Annotated in this window: 12 protein-coding genes; 10 read left to right on the top strand and 2 right to left on the bottom strand. The window is 44.0% G+C overall.

The features are described 5' to 3' along the window. The 4 genes from LHUE1_RS00575 (at position 1) to LHUE1_RS00560 (ending at position 4,881) form a co-directional block, all read left to right on the top strand. Positions 1-1,401 (top strand): sugar transferase, encoded by a 1,401-nt coding sequence (locus LHUE1_RS00575; protein WP_049170187.1) that lies wholly within the window; start codon positions 1-3, stop codon positions 1,399-1,401. A gap of 232 nt (positions 1,402-1,633) precedes the next feature. Next, positions 1,634-2,515 (top strand): hypothetical protein, encoded by an 882-nt coding sequence (locus tag LHUE1_RS00570; RefSeq protein ID WP_049170189.1) that lies wholly within the window; start codon positions 1,634-1,636, stop codon positions 2,513-2,515. 141 nt (positions 2,516-2,656) lie between these two features. Then, positions 2,657-3,799, top strand: a complete 1,143-nt coding sequence (gene wecB, locus LHUE1_RS00565; protein ID WP_049170191.1) for a non-hydrolyzing UDP-N-acetylglucosamine 2-epimerase — start codon at positions 2,657-2,659, stop codon at positions 3,797-3,799. 74 nt (positions 3,800-3,873) lie between these two features. After that, complete coding sequence (locus LHUE1_RS00560) at positions 3,874-4,881, top strand: glycosyltransferase family 2 protein (RefSeq protein ID WP_049170192.1); 1,008 nt, start codon at positions 3,874-3,876, stop codon at positions 4,879-4,881. Between the two features lie 69 nt (positions 4,882-4,950). On the opposite strand, the gene LHUE1_RS00555 is transcribed toward LHUE1_RS00560, so the two are convergent. Further along, the gene (locus tag LHUE1_RS00555) at positions 4,951-5,991 is read right to left on the bottom strand and encodes an acyltransferase family protein (protein ID WP_049170194.1); all 1,041 of its coding nucleotides are present in this window, start codon (positions 5,989-5,991) and stop codon (positions 4,951-4,953) included. 265 nt (positions 5,992-6,256) lie between these two features. Here LHUE1_RS00555 and LHUE1_RS00550 point away from each other — a divergent pair, with 265 nt between their 5' ends. The 3 genes from LHUE1_RS00550 to LHUE1_RS00540 all read left to right on the top strand — a co-directional run bounded on the left by LHUE1_RS00550 (position 6,257) and on the right by LHUE1_RS00540 (position 11,899). After that, positions 6,257-7,744 (top strand): glycosyltransferase family 39 protein, encoded by a 1,488-nt coding sequence (locus tag LHUE1_RS00550; RefSeq protein ID WP_049170195.1) that lies wholly within the window; start codon positions 6,257-6,259, stop codon positions 7,742-7,744. A gap of 132 nt (positions 7,745-7,876) precedes the next feature. Beyond that, on the top strand, positions 7,877-9,952 hold the full coding sequence (locus LHUE1_RS00545) for a GW dipeptide domain-containing protein (RefSeq protein ID WP_049170197.1): 2,076 nt from the start codon (positions 7,877-7,879) through the stop codon (positions 9,950-9,952). Between the two features lie 255 nt (positions 9,953-10,207). Continuing rightward, a complete protein-coding gene (locus LHUE1_RS00540; RefSeq protein WP_390882703.1) occupies positions 10,208-11,899 on the top strand; it encodes a hypothetical protein in 1,692 nt (563 codons plus the stop codon). A 101-nt stretch (positions 11,900-12,000) separates the two neighbouring features. Here the strand turns inward: LHUE1_RS00540 and LHUE1_RS00535 are convergent, their stop codons facing one another. Continuing rightward, positions 12,001-13,686, bottom strand: a complete 1,686-nt coding sequence (locus LHUE1_RS00535) for a hypothetical protein (RefSeq protein WP_277848153.1) — start codon at positions 13,684-13,686, stop codon at positions 12,001-12,003. A gap of 420 nt (positions 13,687-14,106) precedes the next feature. Between LHUE1_RS00535 and LHUE1_RS00530 the strand changes: the two genes are divergently transcribed. The 3 genes from LHUE1_RS00530 to wzx are packed head-to-tail and all read left to right on the top strand — an operon-like array spanning position 14,107 to position 17,711. After that, on the top strand, positions 14,107-15,072 hold the full coding sequence (locus LHUE1_RS00530) for a glycosyltransferase family 2 protein (RefSeq protein WP_049170203.1): 966 nt from the start codon (positions 14,107-14,109) through the stop codon (positions 15,070-15,072). Between the two features lie 48 nt (positions 15,073-15,120). Beyond that, the gene (locus LHUE1_RS00525; RefSeq protein WP_049170205.1) at positions 15,121-16,257 is read left to right on the top strand and encodes a glycosyltransferase; all 1,137 of its coding nucleotides are present in this window, start codon (positions 15,121-15,123) and stop codon (positions 16,255-16,257) included. Between the two features lie 14 nt (positions 16,258-16,271). Further along, the gene (wzx, locus tag LHUE1_RS00520) at positions 16,272-17,711 is read left to right on the top strand and encodes an O-unit flippase-like protein (protein WP_049170207.1); all 1,440 of its coding nucleotides are present in this window, start codon (positions 16,272-16,274) and stop codon (positions 17,709-17,711) included. Positions 17,712-17,765 lie beyond the last annotated feature (54 nt).

The raw sequence follows: 17,765 nt of genomic DNA, 5'->3' as shown, positions 1-17,765 counted from the left end.
ATGAAACAAAGTGCCGAATGGAACGGTCTTAAACGACTGTTGACGATGATCGGCGATGTCGGTCTTTTTAATTTAAGTATATTGCTCGCCTTTTACTGGCGGTTTGGTGCGGAGATTCCCGAATGGAACTTTAAGATGTATGAAGGTTCAGCCATTTACATTTCGCTGCTCTTTCTGTTCGTTAACTTTTTCTTAGGCGTCTACGTTTACTATAATCGGCGAATCAGTGACATTATTTTCAATACGGTATTGGCCCAGACGATTACCATATTGGGATTAACCATGATCACGTTCATGGGACGGTTCTTTGCATTTCCAAGACTGGTGCTTGCATATTCGTTTGTGCTTAGTATTCTGATTCTTGGTATTTGGCGCGTTTTCATATATTACATGTACATCCACTTTACGAGTAACTACAAGGTGGCCGTGCTTTCGTATGAACATGAATTACCTGCTGTTTTGGAGAACTTCCATTCTGCTAAGAACAACAAACATAAAGTAACCTACGTTATCTCAGATCACTTTGTTGAGAACGCCAAAAAGATTATTGATAAGGTGGATATTTTCTATCTCACCAAGAGCTTACCCGATGAACAACGGCGGGAAATCATCGATATCATCATTAAAAAAGAAAAGACCATCTTGTTGCCATCAACGTTTGATAACTTGATGATGTTACGGCCAAATCTAATGAATTTCGAAGATGAAAGCGTCATGGGTATCACACAATTTCGCATTAAGCCCGAAAGTGCCGTCCTTAAACGGATTTTTGACATTGTCGTTGCCTTGTTGATGCTGATCGTTGCATCACCTTTTATGTTGATCACGGCTTTGTTGGTGAAATTAACTTCACCAGGTCCGGTGATTTATAAACAGACACGGATTACGCTGAATCAAAAAGAATTTAAGATTTTGAAGTTCCGTACCATGTCGGCAACTGCTGAGGCAAAGTCCGGCCCAGTGTTAGCTAAAGCACATGATTCGCGGATTACCCCCGTTGGTAAATATTTACGCAAGTTCCGATTGGATGAATTGCCACAGATCTTTAATGTTTTAAAAGGTGACATGTCCATCGTTGGGCCGCGTCCAGAACGTCCGTATTTCGTCAATCAGTTTAACCAACAGGAACCGCATTACTATCTGCGTCATAATGTTCGCGCCGGGATTACTGGTTACGCGCAGGTTTATGGCAAATACGCTTCCGACTACCACAGTAAATTGAAGTTTGATCTGCTGTATATCAAGACTTACAGCATTTTTCTAGATGCCCGTATTTTGCTACAAACCATTAAGGTCTTATTTGACAAGGTTTCCTCGCAGGGACTTGAGGAAGACACGGAACCGGAACGTCAGAAGTTGCATGACTTGGTGGTTCAGCAGGACATCACCCACCTGTCGTAATAGCTTAAATCCGGTGTTTAAGCTGGTCAATGGCGGTGGAACTAATAGCATATTCGAATGAATCGGATCCGGAAAGACAAGTTTGTTATTCCGGAGCCGATTTTTGCATACGTTTAAATGTTTAACGATTTTCTTAATAACTTGGCTCTCCCCGCCAGTAGGTGCGTCAATTAAGTGAACTATTTATAATTAAAGCATATACTTAAGTTATATTAAGGGGGAGGCGTTTTAAATGAAGAAGACGCTGTTAGTACTACCGGTGTTGCTGCTGGTCTTTGCTGCGGGTTGCGGGCAAAGTAATCAAAGCAGTACCAGCCAAAAAGAATCTGTTAAGACTAGCCAGACGAGTCATAAGGCCAAAAAAGCATCAGCAAAAAAGTCTAATGGGAAGACTAGCGCAAGTCAAAGTTCCGCGCAATCGAGTAGTCAGATTGCTGCTTCAACTACCAGTCAGACTGGGCAAAAAGCTGCAACAGCGGCCTCGAGTGGTACAACGTCAAATGACCAGAGATTGGCAACACTGAAACAAGCTGTATTTAACCAGATTCCAAATGCCAAGTGGCCTGCTTCATACCCGGTTGCAAACTCACAGCATTTAAATATCTTTGCAACTGGTGATCAAGCGAATTATTCGATTTTCTTCAGTCCAGGGCAGTCAGCGTTACCATATAACGATCCAACTTTGCAGAATATCAATGCCGAGTTGGCCATTCAGAAGAAAACGTATGCGAGTGCAGCTGACGCACAGGCGCAGGTGGCCCCAGCACGATCGACGCAGGGATTGCGCCAAGTCGCCATTGGAGATGGTATTTATGCCGCGAGTCAAGGTGCAGCCGGATCATCCTACCTGACCTGGAATGAAGGTCGCTGGACCGTGACCGTTAAAGCATCTACGGTCAATGGCGAAGATCCGTTACCGCTCGCCAAGCAGGCAGTCTCCTGGTTTGCCCAAAATGCCTTGCCTGTACCGGATGGACACGGAACAGTGGACTTGGCGGTAACGAATGCGAATACCCGGCAAAATCAAATTACGTGGACAGAAGGCAATGCTTTGTACATGATCTCCGGTCTGGAACCCATGCAAACGATCCAGGAAGGGACTGCAACACGCTAAGGTGACAAGTCGATTTGCGTTGCAAAAGCCTCAGGTCGTTTAGATTCTAACCTGATAATCTGTTATACTTTTTCTGAGTTTAAAAATATCCGTCGCAATCAAGCGGCGGTTTTTAATCAAGAAAAAGAGTGAGGTGCCAACTTGGCAAAGATCAAAGTTATGACGGTATTCGGAACCCGACCGGAAGCAATTAAAATGGCGCCGGTGGTTCTGGGACTTAAACGGCGTAGTGATGAGTTTGAGGAGGTCACCGTGGTTACCGGCCAGCATCGCGAAATGTTGGATCAGGTGTTGACGATTTTCCATATTCAGCCAAGCTACGACTTGAACATCATGAAATCACGCCAGACATTGGCGGATATTACCAGCAATGTTTTGTTAAAGCTTGGACAGATCATTGCCAAGGAAGAGCCAGATATTGTGCTAGTTCATGGCGATACGACCACGACATTTGCGGCTAGTATTTCGGCCTTTTATCAACAAACCAAAGTCGGTCACGTCGAAGCGGGGTTGCGCACGTGGAACAAGTACAGCCCGTATCCGGAAGAAATGAATCGCCAGTTAACCGATGTTTTGAGTGATCTGTATTTTGCGCCGACAGCTCAGAGTCGCGCGAATTTGTTACAAGAACATCATCCTGACAAGCAGATTTTTGTGACCGGCAACACGGCGATTGATGCGCTCGATCAAACCGTTCAGGATGATTATCATCACGAGGTTCTGGACCTGATTGATCCCAACAAGAAAATGATCTTAGTCACGATGCATCGGCGAGAAAATCAAGGCGAACCAATGCGGCGCGTCTTCAAGGTGATGCGGGATGTGGTTGAAAGTCATCCAGACATTGAGATCATTTACCCAGTGCATTTAAATCCGGTGGTTCAGGAAGCAGCCGATTCGATTTTAGGTCATCACCAACGGATTCATCTGATTGAACCGCTGGATGTGGTCGACTTCCATAACTTGGCTGCGCGCAGCTATTTCATCATGACCGATTCCGGTGGGGTGCAAGAAGAAGCACCTTCACTGGGCAAGCCGGTTTTGGTGTTGCGTGACACCACTGAGCGTCCGGAAGGGGTTCAGGCCGGGACTTTGAAGCTAGTCGGTACCGATCCGCAAACGGTGAAAAAAGCAATGTTGCAGTTGCTGGATGATCAAGTCGAATATCAACGCATGGCCGATGCCAAGAATCCGTATGGCGATGGGCACGCCTCGCAGCGGATTTTAGATGCGATTTTGTATGAATTCGGAAAACGTGAAACGCGACCAGCACCGTTCAAGTAAATGAGTTACATGCACGTCATACTCGCCACCACAGATTCTTGTGGTGGCGAACGTGTGTCAAGGGGGGATACAAGATGGCACTTCCTGTGTTGTGGATCGTGATTCCTTGTTATAACGAAGAAAAAGTCTTACCAATCACGGCTCCGCGATTTCTAGCCAAGCTTTCTGAGTTCATTGAAGCAAAAAAGGTCGCAGCAACCAGCCGGATCCTGTTTGTGGATGATGGCTCAAAAGATCAAACGTGGCCGTTAATTCAAAACTTTGCCCAAACAGATCCGCATTATTTGGGGATTCAACAAAGTCGTAATCGCGGACATCAAAATGCAGTTTTGGCCGGATTGATGGTTGCAAAGGACCATGCCGATGTAACCATTTCAATTGATGCTGACGGTCAGGATGACCTTAACGCGATGGCCGATATGCTAGCGGCTTATGCAGATGGTTGTGAAGTTGTTTACGGCGTCCGTTCTAACCGAAAAAGTGATTCATGGTTCAAACGTGTCAGTGCCCAAGCTTTTTATCGGTTCTTGCGCGTGATGGGGGTAGATGTTGTTTACAATCATGCTGACTATCGGTTGGCCAGCAGCAAGGTGTTGCAACATTTAGCCGATTTTAAGGAGGTCAATCTCTTCCTGCGCGGCATGTTCCCCCTTGTTGGTTTTAAAAGTACGTCAGTCTATTATGAAAGGCACGAACGTTTGGCAGGTAAGAGCCATTACCCTCTGTCAAAAATGATTGCCTTAGCGATTAATGGCGTTACGAGTCTGTCAATCAAGCCGATCGTATTTATCGCCGAACTGGGTGCCGTCGTCAGTATCTTAGGCTTCATCGGTACGATCTGGGCTGTCATCATGGCAATTAAGGGTGCTACTGTTGCTGGCTGGGCTTCAATTGTTTGCATTGTTTCATTTTTGGGTGGCATTCAGCTGCTCAGTTTAGGCGTGATCGGTGAATACGTGGGGAAAACGTATCTGGAAACCAAGCATCGCCCGCGGTTTATTATCAGTGATCAGACTTGGCATGATGAACCATCTAAGCAGCCAAAAGCAGACAAAGATGTTGAAAAGCAGCGGAAACCATAAACTGTTTTTTAAAACGAGCAAAATAAAAAGGCCATAAGTCGGCCTGAATTGTTTCTGCTTGCTTACTTATCAAGCACTTCTTGATGCCAGTCGTTTGGACCTCAGTTGTTTGATGGTAACTTGTACATAGGCAATGATTCCGGCAACGAAATAGCTTAATAAGATCACCATGATTGAGTAGACGACGCTATGGGCACCAATCGCGGGAATCGTATGTAACCAGCTGGCGATGAAGGGATGATACAGATACAGGTTTAACGACCATGCGCTGCTGATTAAAAAGAGCTTGCTCGAAAACTCAACGCGATAGCTGACCATCATGACAGCTAAAGCGAAGAAGACTTCGCTAAAGAATCGGAACCTTAACTGATTATGCATTTCATCTAGAGTAAAGAAAAGCGCAAATGCCGTCAGCGTCCCTAACATGATCGGCAAATAGAAACGGCGGATAAGCGGCATGAAGCGGTCTTCATAAAAAGCAAAGAGGACACCGGTCGGAAAGACAAAGGCTGCGTTGACTAACCATTCGCCCATGCCTTTATCCCAAATATAAACCGTGTAAAGACCGGTCAACAAAAACAAAATGGCAAATAATGGTAGCGAGTGACCACGCGAGATTTGCATACCGAGCCAAAATGCAAAGTAGAAAAAAATAATTGCTAAGACAAACCAACTGTCATTCACGAACGGCGCGCCATTGGTCATCGAAATGGCAGCTTGGCTAAAAGTCAGTCCCATCAGCTGGTGTTTGATCGGGAAGATAAGCAGCATTGCTAGTAGATAAAGTAAAATAATGGGCAGCAGACGATGGGGTAGGAAGTTCTTTAAGTAAGATGGCCCCTTGATCTGATACTGCCGCATAATACCGTAACCGGAGACAAAAAAGAAAATGGCAACGCCGAGTCGACCAGCCATGGTTAGTCGCGAAGCAAAGAAAGTACCGCTAACACCATTGAGCTCTTGATTGATGTGATGCAGAATGATAAAGATGATGCTGATGCCTTTTAGGTTGTTAGTGGCACTTTTTCCCAGGTGGCCTTCTTCAAGGTTCTGACTTGGACGTATGCTAGCAAATAAAAAGCCGATGAATGGTAATAGAATAAGATCCAAAGTAAACGTTCCTCCGTTAATAAACCGATGTCATATCGATGCCCGAAATCCAGTATAACATGAGTTAATCGTGGCCTTGAAGCTATTTATCCGGGAGGCAGGTGTCTACTCAAACTATAATTGCAGTTGTCACGCGGTTATTAAAGCTTGACGACGCATAAATTGTCCTTGGATGCCAGTCTTTATACATAGATATTCAAGATGGGGTATATGAACCCGATGACGAGGCGTTTTAAAATGCGAGAAGAAGGGGAAGAAGTGGAGAATGGGACGACGTACAATTGTTCTTCTAGAGAGTATTAATGCATTAATCAATAAACTTGGGCGATATCTGCTTGTTGCTGTTTTTGCCTTTTGTTTACTGTGTCTTTTTAAGATACAAATACTACAGGGTTCGGCTTGGGATACGCCGGCTTTTGTGTTGGGTGGCATGGGTATTCTGGTCGGCGTTTTCTTAATCTTTAAGCTGAGTCAGTTGGAGCTTTCTGATCGTCAAGCGTTGCTTTTGTTAACGGTGCTTGCCATTGTGTTTCTGAGTTTTTGGAACTTTATCTTTCGGCCAGTACCAGTTAGCGATTATCAGGTCTTGCTTGAAGGTGCACATGATATCGTCAACGGTACGTTTAAGGCTCAAGCCGCTAGACCGAGTGATTATTTTAGATATTATAATTTCCAGATTGGTTATGCCTATTACCTTTCGCTGTTAATGCGTGTGTTTGGCGAGCGGCTGCTATTTTTTAAAATTGTTGAAATGCTTGTCATGACGGGAACAACCTTAGTGCTATACAAAACAATCAGACTGTTTTGTGATGGCCATCGAGCTATCTTTGGTGCAGCGCTGTTTACCTTTTTCCCATTTGCGTTTATTGGGGTAGGAATCATCAACAATCAGCATGAGGGATTGTTGCTTGAAGCATTGGCTGTTTATTTTGTTTTAAAGCGTCGATCCTGGCCTAATTTGTTGATAGCCGCTGTCTGCATCACGATTGCACAGGTTTTACGGCCAACAGCGGTCGTAGTGGCAATTGCGATTGTTGTAACACTAGCCATTCAGGCAGTTCAGCAAAAGAGCCGCCAGCGTTTGCTTGAGACCGTTGCATTTCTAGTAGCTTTTTGGGGCTTAGGCTGGCTCATTAATCAGCTATTTATTCTTTCTGGTATAGCGCCTTATGGCATCAAGGGCGGCAATCCATACTACAAGTTCTTGATTGGGCTGACAGGCAAAGGCGTTAGCGGGAAATACACGACTAGCGCCCGAAAATCACAACTTTACTATGACCTAAAGGAATATCATTTTAATTATTCGCTTTACAAACAAGCAGCTGCTGAAAAACTCCGGTATGTCTTTACCCATGGTTTGGACATACAAGAAATCATGAAACGCTTCACCGGCTTTATTGGCAATGTGGATAATCAGTATAATCTTGGCGGCAATCAACCATTTCTTGATCAACATCCCTTATTGATTTCGTCGCTAAATTTCTCCGGTATGGTCATTTACGCAGGTACGATTCTGGCAACATTTAAACGCGTTGTCACCGAAAAATGGTTGACGAGTCGGATCAGTTACCTTTTGCCGGCAGTGGTTTTCGGCATGTTCTTCTTCGCCTATATCTTCATGGAAACCCAAGCACGATACCGATTTGAGCAGTACTATGTTTTGTTTTTATTAGCAGTACCAGCGCTTTATGGGTGGCTCACAAAGATACAGAAAAAAATGTTTACGCGCGATTTTTCTGAAGAATTACGCTAAGCAACGCGTTCTAAACGTCTGTAATATAAAGAAACTGTTAATTTGTAATCATATTGTTTCTTTAAATGCGGTTGATCTCCATGTATAATGAGCCTGTTATGAAATTTGAAAAATTTGGGGAGGAGTTTACTTATGGGGAAAAAGGAGAAAAAAATGAAGAATAAGTTATTTTGGGCATCTGCGGCGATTGCATCGTCAATTCTGTTTTCGCAGCTTGTTTTAGGGACACCAGTATCTGCAGCTGATGAAGGCACAGGTGCAAACGCCCAAACAAGTCAGACGAGTCAGGACCAAACCGTATCAGTTCCTGCTATGAATGGACATTCTAATCTTGATAGTGGCACTGCATCTGGTGCAAATGCGGCGACAAGCGCTCGATCATTCTCAAGCACACAAGCTGGCGGAGCAGCATTACAGGCAGCATTACCACAGACAAATGTACAGACATTTGCGGCCCAGACGCCGACAGTGATGAGCTTTACCATTGGGGATAAGTCAGTACCACGGACAGATGTCGTAGATGTGTCCAGCTGGCAAAGCTGGATGAATCAAGATAGCTTTAATACGCTGCACGCACTTGGGGTTAAAGGAGCCGTTGTTAAGACATCTGAAGGCACATTTTATGAAAACTCTTCCGCTTCAGATCAAATTCAATTTGCACGTAATGCCGGTATGACAGTTTCGGTTTATCACTATGTTCATTTTGCTTCAAACGCTGAAGCAGTCTCTGAAGCAAATTACTTTGCTAATGTGCTTGACAAATTGAATGTTGGTAAGGAAACTAATGTTATTGCTGATCTCGAGGCCGCTGATATAGGGGGGGACGTTAGTGCGAATTTGAACGCATTTTGGCAAACTCTTAATCAGCGCGGCTATACTCATCACGTCGTGTATACTTTTAAAAACTTTGCTTATATGAAGGCTGCGGCTGATACAGTTGGCCAGAATCGGACCTGGATTGCACAGTATCCGTATACGCCAAGTGCAAATTCGATGTGGAATCAAGACTTTGGTGCATGGCAGTTTTCTTCACTGGCTTATCTGCCTGGTGCATCCAAGCCAGTTGACGTCTCAGTTGATTATACAGGCCTGTTGACGCAACCAAATACAGTTGCTGCGCCAGCACCTTCGTATGATCCAATTCTGTCAACCAAATCTGTAAATTATGATGTCACCATTGTTAATCAGGATACCCGTAAAGACGGCATTTATTTTGATGCACCGTATCATACCAGTGCTTCCACTGCTATTTCTAACTTTAATGGTGTCAATTACAACAATCAGAATGTCCACGTTCAAGCTGAAACCGTTACATCACGTGGCACTTATCTGCAAGTTAAAGCCCAGGATGGCAAAGTTTTCTGGATTGATAAGAATGGTACCGCACAGTTTTCGTTTGACAGCATTGTTTCGCAACAGACAGTGGACTATTCAGCCACAATTGAACAACAAGGTCGCGGCGATGGTATTTATACCGCCGGCCCGTACCATACCTCTGCCGCAACATCTGGTGGTAACAGTGATGCAACTAAGTATGACGGCCAAAAGGTTCAGGTTATTGCTGAAGCCACTACCAGCAGAGCTGGCGGCACGACTTATGCCCAGGTACGTTTAGCTGATGGGCAGACCTTCTGGATTGATAAACGTGGTTTGCAAACCGGCGATAATTCAGGGTATGACAAGGTTCTTCTCAAAAAATCCGTGAACTATCTTGCTATCGTTGATCAAAGTCATCGTGCCGACGGGTTGTATGCAAACGGTCCTTATCACACCTCAGCTACAACCGCAATCGGTAATGACAACGCTAAGTCATTAAACGGTCAGTTGGTTCAGGTGCTTACCGAAGCAACGACTTCTCGTTCAACGCATTCGACCTATGTACAGATTCGTTTAGCAAACGGTCAGACTTATTGGACGGATAAACTCGCGCTTACAAGCTTTTCGTCATTAAGTCCGATTCTTTCAACGAATAATGTTAATTACGATGCGACGATCAATCAAAAGGACCGTGTTGATGGTCTTTACAGTGATGGACCATATCACACCAGCATCAGTACGCTTGTCGGCAACGATAATGCCAAGCAATACGATGGACAGAAGGTTCACGCCTCGGTTGAGCAAAAGACCGATCGCGGAACCTATGTCAAGGTGAAGTTTGCTGATGGTCATGAATATTGGATTGACAAGGGCGGTTTGACAGTTAAATAGTTAAAAACCTGATTATCTCACATGAGGTTTAACGTCCTGCAAAGACGAGTAGATTCATTCTACAGTTGATGCGGGGCGTTTTTTGATGAAGAAAAAGGCGCTGTTAGAAAATGATAGGGTTATCTTCTTACGTCGAAACGTGTAAACTATTGGGAGTAAGTTAATACTTGGATAAGTTGGCGATTTTGGGGAGGAATAAACGTGCAAGAAGCAAGTAAGCCAGGATGGAAGCATGACGTGATATGGATTGCTGCTATGATGGTGGTGGCACTGATTGTTTTATCGCCACAAATCAATTACCATGCCTTGGCAGTCGGTGATGATTGGGAATTTCACTGGAATCGTTTTTATGAAGCTGCCATGCAAATCAAAACCGGCAAATTTAATTTCTTCCAATCGATTTATTCATTTAAGCAATCTGGCCGAATCGTCAATGCCGTCTATGGCAGTGCGTTTGCCTATCTGCACGGTATTATCTTGGTTATCGTTAAAACTTGGTTTAGAGCTGAACTTATTTCTAGTTTTTTATGTTTGTTTACGGCAGGCAGCGGCATGTACTTTTTGGCACGGTATTGTCGAATTAAACGTCAAATAGCGTTTGCCGCGGGCGTCTTATACATGGGGACACCGTTAGTAATCTTCTATGTAACAGATGCCGCATTGAGGGGCTGGGGAGCAGCGCTATTGCCTATCACAACTATTCCGCTGATTCGAATGGTGACAAACCACCAAAAACCTATAAATCCGATTTTGTTTGGCCTATCTGCAGCAATCTTAATGGCAGTACAGAATTTTACAGCGTTGATCTATGTTTTAAGCGCTGCAGTTTTCTTTATTCCGGGGCTGTATTTAGCGAAGAATCGTTGGCAAACAGTCGTTGCTGCGGGAAGCGCCGTTGCGGTTGCTGTAGGTTTAAATGCGGTCACGCTTGCGGCCATCATGGATTTACATAGTGAACGCCTTGTCATGCCATATCGGGTTGAAGATCTCCTCGGTAGTGCTTCACGATTGTCGCTTGGCAATATGACACGGTTGGATCTGGGATTAGTTTTGTCTGCGATCATCGTTTTGCAACTGGTTTTTGCTGGGCTGAGTTGGAAGCAATTGACCATCGCTGAGAAGCTCATCAACCTTGATGGCCTTTTGTTTTTATGGCTAAGTTCGCCACTCTTTCCATGGAATTTCTTGGCCACCCATTTTCCGGTTATTCAGACCGTTCAATTTCCACAACGATTTAACGTGATTGCGCTCACAATGATTATCTTAGGGACCGCTCTATCTGTTCAGAGATTTGTCCCCAACATCGTTTCACAAAAGTTACGGCTAATGACGGCGCTTTTTGTCAGTGTTGCAGGATTGAATCTAATCAACGGTTACACATGGGTCAACGAGAAGGCAACGGCTTGGCAAAGTGATCAATTGGCTGTTAGTGCGGACTCCTCGGTGCAAAATCAGGCAGAAATACGTGATTTATTTAACCGAGCTTATGATCAATCCAATGTTTTCAGTGTTGTCACCAAAAACACGCCGGACTATTTACCGGTGGCAACGGCAGGAAATACCACTTTTGCCTACGATGCTTACAAAAATCAAATTTTAAATAACCCGTTGAATATCAAAAAAGCCATTAATGCGGAGAGCCAACTTGTGATGACATGGCAGGCAAAAAGTCGGAAACAAACGCTCGTACCGGTGATTGTTTATAAACATTCTACAGTTAGATTGAATGGGCGAGTATTGCGTTCTTCGCAATACCAACGCAGTAACATCGGGGCGTTGATTGTAACCTCACACAAAGGTAAGAACACCGTGACAGTGGGATATCAACCTTTTAAACTGTTCTGGCTTGCCGTTTGGGTTAATGCATTTACAGTTATCTTTCTGCTGGTTTATTGCGGTATGAAAATTAAGATGAGGTTTTCAAAAAATAAAAGTGTTCAAAAGTAACATACGCAAAAACTGCCTGGGAGAATTAATGACATTCCAGGCAGTTTTTATATGCTTATTGACGAATATTTCTCAAAAATAATTAGTTTACAATTTTTAACCTAGTGCACTATTTTGGTGAAAGGGGCATTGGTCATGACTTTTTTGACGGGCCCCGTCGACATTGTTAGAAGAAACAAGCTCAATAATGCGACTAAGATGAATCCTAAAAGAAGCTTCGGGTAATGATATGAAATGGTAACGGTCACTTCACCGCTTGGAATTTTGACGATGGTCGTTCCTGCAGCAGACATTTTTGAAGTTGCGGGTTGGCCGTTGACGGTAACAGTTTGGTAGGAGTACCAGAACACAGGAGCTTTCAAAATTGCATCTTTACCAGTTGTATTAGAGACCTTTATTGTATAGATACTGTCTGTGTAGCTGGCAGTGGGTTGGATTGGTCGGTGATTAAGAAAATATTGTTTTTGCAAGACCTGTTGGAGATTTTTCGTGTCGAGCACTTGTTTAGGCGAATAATCACCATAAAAGATATTTCGCGCTAGTTTGGCAATTTGGGGATCGCGTGGCGTCTTTTCTGCCTTATTTTTGGCAAAAGTCGCAAAAGCAGATCCGCTGCTAATCGTTAGGCAAACAGCTAATCCTACCAGCAAAATTGGTTTTAGCGCCGGCATTTTCTTAGGCATCATCATGCCAACCAGCATGCTGAAGCTGGCTAAAATTAGCAGAGACGTATAGGCGTTTAATCGCCACACGAACTGAATTCGGCTGAAGAGTGTTTGGTTTGTCAAAGCCCAGGGGAAGAGGGAAGTTGACAGCAGGAGAATGCCAACGCCACCAAATAAACAAAATGCGTTGAAGGGTGTACGAACGCTCTTTGAAAATGCGAAGATGACTAATGCGACGGCTAGTGCAATGACGACTGAGGCGCCAAGACTGCTTTTAACGTCTGGATTTGGATACATTTGATTGCCCAATGAGTTAGCCAGCCACGGCAGAAGTGACATGCCTTTTAGCGGCTGGGTCCAGTTAATATAAAGATCGTTTTTTAGCGATGTGTTGGCGACCAAAAATAAATAAGGCGAACACAGTAAGAATGTCCAGAAACCCGCTTTAACAAGATTAATCAGACGTTTCATTTTGTCGTCTGTAAAGCCAATCGTGGCAATTGTTGCCACAATGATGAGAACACTTGTCATAAATAGCGATAACGCGTGCGAGTACGTCACTAGTGTCATGCCGATCGTGAGTACGCGCCATTTTTTAAAGTCTGCAAACAAAACATAATATAATCCTAATAGTACCAGCGGCAAGAAGGTCATACTGACAACTTCGCCAAGTGCCGCTCGAACGAAGAAGTTTGAGATTCTGTAGAATGAGAAAATATAAAGAGCGGAAAAACACAATGCGCTAAATGTGTTCTTTGATATTTTGTAGATGCACCAGTAAGCTAATAGCGCAGTTACTAACGTTAACAGGAAGTAGAAGAGCTTATAACTGAAGATAAAGTCACCAGTGGCGGCATAAATAAGATAAAGCGGATAGACCGTTTCCCAAGGATAAAAGATATTGGCCATCGTCGCTGCTTGCCCAAAGACGTTAAAGTTTACTGGACTCTGGAAGATGTTGCTCAGCGCTAGGACCCTCTCAACGTGGAAAAAGAAATCATCGCCTAGATATGCAGTCGCAAAGTTAAGCTTTAGAACAGGAAGAACATTGAATAAGCTAACCACAGATAGGATTAATATGATGGTCACGCTCTTGATCAAGCGTTTACTGTCGATTTTCATGGTTGATTTTTACCCCTTATTATGTATATCGTGCCTAGAAACAGAGCTAGCATTCAATTGATATCGTGTCATACAAACACGGTTGGGAAATGACCAATGTGTTTCGCCCCGGTGATCGAGTTTTAGCAAGCTATCAATCATATGACCAAAATATTTTACCATAGGCATGGTTTGGATTAGGTGAGTTTATGAAAGCACATATGGATTTATTCATTCAGACGCCGCAAGGATCTGCAAGATTGTCTCAGGAAAGGTACCAAGCTGTGGTATAATGCTCGAGAAAGTCACGAGCTGTTTTAGCGGTGTTTCTGTCACCGGGGTGCAGGGCTTTATTTTTATGGCGTCAGGCGCAGTTCTGGTCTGCTATGCCTTAAAGTTAGTAAAGCAAGTAAGGCGCTATAACATTAAACGGAGGGCACCATGAACGATCAACTGAGCATCATTATTCCAGTATTTAATAGCCAGAACTATTTACCCCGACTATTTAAGAGTCTAGGCGCAATCCCCCCAACGGTGGAAGTCGTTTTGGTTGATAATGGTTCGACCGATAACAGTGCCCAACTGCTTCAGCACTTCCATGAGGTGCACACAAATAGTTTATTGATCGACGAAGCTCACGCAGGTGTTGCATTTGCGCGTAATGCTGGACTCGAACGCGCTCACGGCAAATATATCTGGTTTGTAGACGCTGATGATACACTTCAGCCAAACGCCATCAATAGAATTCTAAAAGTTATTAATGACATTGATTTTGACCTACTGATTTTTGACTACCGTTCATTAACTGAACAGGATACCGCTTCATCTGACGATCAAACGCCCAAGACTGCGCAGAAGACCGATTTAGCTGCTGTTCTCCATGAAATGCTGACTGGAGCGCATGATCCGATTGGAGGCTTTCCGCATAACAAGATTTTTGCAAGGAGTCTAATTGGAGCAGATCGTTTCCCCGATTTTAAATCTGCCGAAGATATGGCTTTTTTTGTCCCGATTTTGTTTCGTGCGAAGCATATTTACCGATTACGTGAAACTTTGTATGATTACTATCAGCATGCCAATTCCATTGTGCATAAAATCAGGGCAGACAAACTGATAGATTATGCTAAGGTTATGGATTTGGTTGAACAGCGGCTTCGTTCAAATGGCACAGCTCCTAAGAACGATGTTGATGAGTACATACTCCGCAGGCGGCTGTCGATTTATTTTCAAAATCTTGCCGAAGCAAAGGATCCATGGGTTAAGAAGCATATTCGCAAAAAAATGAAGCAGTACTCTTGGAAACAACTGCTATCATTCAGTCACGACAAAAAATTGATGGTCAAAATATTACTATATAAATTCAGAATATTAGATGTTTTCCCGTTCTTGTTAAAATACTTCTATTAGACAGATACTGCTTGCTGGGAGAATAAAGTGAACGGATCAGGAGGAACCATGAAGATATTGTTTGTGTCGACCGGACACGTCGATGACGATTCAAGATTACTAAAGGAGAGTGCGGCGCTGCAAGCCGCTGGGCATGACGTTACGATTCTTGGCTGGCGCGAAGACCCGCATGGCCGAATGACGACAGATACCTTTGAATTCGATGGTCAGCGTCTGAAGGCAATCTTCACGGGCATCAAGCTGTCATATTCTTTTAAATATTTTAAGATTTACGCATTTATGCGGTTTGAGGCATTTTTGTATCGTTGGCTTCGTAAGCATTTACGCGAGTATGACGCGGTTCAGGCATGTAATGTGCATACGGGATATGTGACGGCCAAGGTCGTAGCGAAGACCAAAACTAAATTTGTTTATGATATCTTTGACTATGCGCCTGACACGCGAAACTATCCGGGATGGTATCGCAAAATGGTCGTTCATTGGGAAAATGTAGCGATGGCGACAGCCGATTGGACGTTAATTTGTTCGGAGGATCGCCGCCGCCAAATTGAACCGGCCAAGCCGAAAAATTTGGCAGTGATCTATAATTCACCGTTAGATAGTCCTATTGCAGCAGATGCCGAGAAATTTGATCCGGCGCAAAAGAATTTTAAAATCGTCTATATTGGCGGGCTGAGTCCATATAGGTGTCTGCCAGAACTATTAGGCGCGGTTGAGGCAAATCCGGCATTATCCTTGACTGTGGCCGGTCAGGGTCAATATCAGGAGATGTTTGCCGACGCCGCAAAACGCTCATCACGAATTGACTATTTAGGCGTTGTGCCCTATGAAAAGGTGAATGGCATCGAGAAGACAGCGGATATTTTGGTCGCGCTCTATGATCCGGTGCTTAAGAATCACCTATATGCTTCTCCGAATAAATTTTTTGAAGCTATGGAACTTGGCAAGCCGCTGTTAATGGTCGAGAAATCCGGCATGTCAAATTGGTTAACCAAGTATGGTTTTGGGGCTGTTTGTGGAACCTCTGAGAAGAGCATTGGTGCTGGCCTCCAGCAACTGATCGATAAGCGTCAGGACTGGGCCAAAGAAGCTAATCTGATGCGCAATATCTATCAAAAAGAGTTTGCGTGGCCGCTGATGCAACAGCGGTTACGCCACATTTATGCAAGTTTTGAAACTAAGTGAAATGAGGAAACGAGTTGCCAAATCGGTTTGAAGTGACCAGAAAAAGTATTGTATGGAGTTATGCGGGGACCATTTTTTCGATGGCAAGCAATTTTCTCCTACTGCCGATCATCTTTCATTTCCTTAATCCTCAAGAGATTGGCTATTGGTATTTAATTTTAAGTATCAACGGTCTCATCGCGTTGTTTGATTTTGGATTTGACCCAGCATTTGCCCGCAACATTGCGTATATTTGGTCTGGTGCGAAAACATTAAAATCGCGCGGAGTTGATAAGGAACATGATCACACAGTTGTGAACTACCACTTGCTGGCTTCGACAATTCACGCTGCCAGGGCTATTTACATGATTCTTGCGATTGTTGCTGTTGTCTTAGTCGGCATCTTCGGCACGATCTACATGAACACTTTTGTGTTCAGTAAATTACCTGCCGCCGAATATAAGTGGACTTGGCTGGTTTTCTGTTTCTCGCTTTTCCTTAATTTGTATTTTGGCTACTTTTCGGCGTTGCTCCGCGGCTCCGGCAAAATCGACTCAGTCAACAAAGCGCAGGTATTTTCCCGTTCATTACAGATTCTGCTGACACTTGGTGGCTTCCTAGTCTACCCGTCGATTTTGTCGCCGGTCATCGGCTTGGTTATGTATGGCATTATTTTTCGAACGATCTGCAGTCATTTTTACTGGCAGGATGATGAGGTGCGGGCTCATCGCAAAGAGCTTAAATCGCCAATGAACTGGCACGAAATTAAAGAAATCTTTCTGTTCATTTGGCCGAACACTTGGCGCGACGGCTTGGTCAGCATGTCGAATTATGTCACCTCCCAAGGTATGTCACTAATGGCAGGTGCGTTCTTGCCGCTGTCGGTGACAGGTGTTTATTCGGTCGGCGTCCAGTTTGCTTCGGCTATCGGAACAGCTTCTTCAGCAATCAACGGGGCATATAATCCGATTTTGCAATCAAACTTTGTTAAGCAGGATTTTGATTCGATCCGAGAGAAAACATCGAAAGCGGTCGCTGCTTATGTTTGGCTTTTTGGCATTGCCTCTGTTGGAACCTTGTTAGTGATCTTCCCGCTACTGAAGTTGATAAAGCCTGAATCAGTTCCGACGTTACAGGTGTTTTTGCCGTTAATCCTTTACTATTTTCTTTACCAGCAACACTCAGTGCATGCGTCATATATTGCTAATGCTAATATTATTCCGTATACAAAAGCGTTTCTCATCTCGGCTGGCGTTAACTTAGTTGGGTTGTGGCTCGGTCTTAAGCTGACAGGCGGGAATATTTACTTCTTGCTTTTCTTCCCGATTCTGGTTCAGGGGCTGTACAACAACTGGCGATGGCCAACATATTACTATAAGATGATTGATAGTACGCTATTGGCCTCCATCAAACGAGGTACGATTGCGTGGGGAAAAACCTTTGCAAATTTCTTTAAATCCGGTTCAAACGTATGACTTTTCCTGTCGCTGCGGTATGATAAAAACGCAGCAGACATGGCCGATATCTGT

The sequence above is a fragment of the Lacticaseibacillus huelsenbergensis genome (assembly GCF_029726355.1).
GTDB lineage: Bacteria > Bacillota > Bacilli > Lactobacillales > Lactobacillaceae > Lacticaseibacillus > Lacticaseibacillus casei.
The sequence above is the reverse complement of the archived record's forward strand: the minus strand, read 5'-3'. Positions and strand labels throughout refer to the sequence as shown.

What these genes read in the sequence shown, in the direction of transcription:
- LHUE1_RS00535 (WP_277848153.1), bottom strand. Translation starts at nt 13,686, where the DNA reads ATGAAAATCGACAGTAAACGCTTGATCAAGAGCGTGACCATCATATTA.
- LHUE1_RS00560 (WP_049170192.1), top strand. Translation starts at nt 3,874, where the DNA reads ATGGCACTTCCTGTGTTGTGGATCGTGATTCCTTGTTATAACGAAGAA.
- LHUE1_RS00540 (WP_390882703.1), top strand. Translation starts at nt 10,208, where the DNA reads ATGATGGTGGTGGCACTGATTGTTTTATCGCCACAAATCAATTACCAT.
- LHUE1_RS00570 (WP_049170189.1), top strand. Translation starts at nt 1,634, where the DNA reads ATGAAGAAGACGCTGTTAGTACTACCGGTGTTGCTGCTGGTCTTTGCT.
- LHUE1_RS00530 (WP_049170203.1), top strand. Translation starts at nt 14,107, where the DNA reads ATGAACGATCAACTGAGCATCATTATTCCAGTATTTAATAGCCAGAAC.
- LHUE1_RS00545 (WP_049170197.1), top strand. Translation starts at nt 7,877, where the DNA reads ATGGGGAAAAAGGAGAAAAAAATGAAGAATAAGTTATTTTGGGCATCT.
- LHUE1_RS00575 (WP_049170187.1), top strand. Translation starts at nt 1, where the DNA reads ATGAAACAAAGTGCCGAATGGAACGGTCTTAAACGACTGTTGACGATG.
- LHUE1_RS00525 (WP_049170205.1), top strand. Translation starts at nt 15,121, where the DNA reads ATGAAGATATTGTTTGTGTCGACCGGACACGTCGATGACGATTCAAGA.
- LHUE1_RS00550 (WP_049170195.1), top strand. Translation starts at nt 6,257, where the DNA reads ATGGGACGACGTACAATTGTTCTTCTAGAGAGTATTAATGCATTAATC.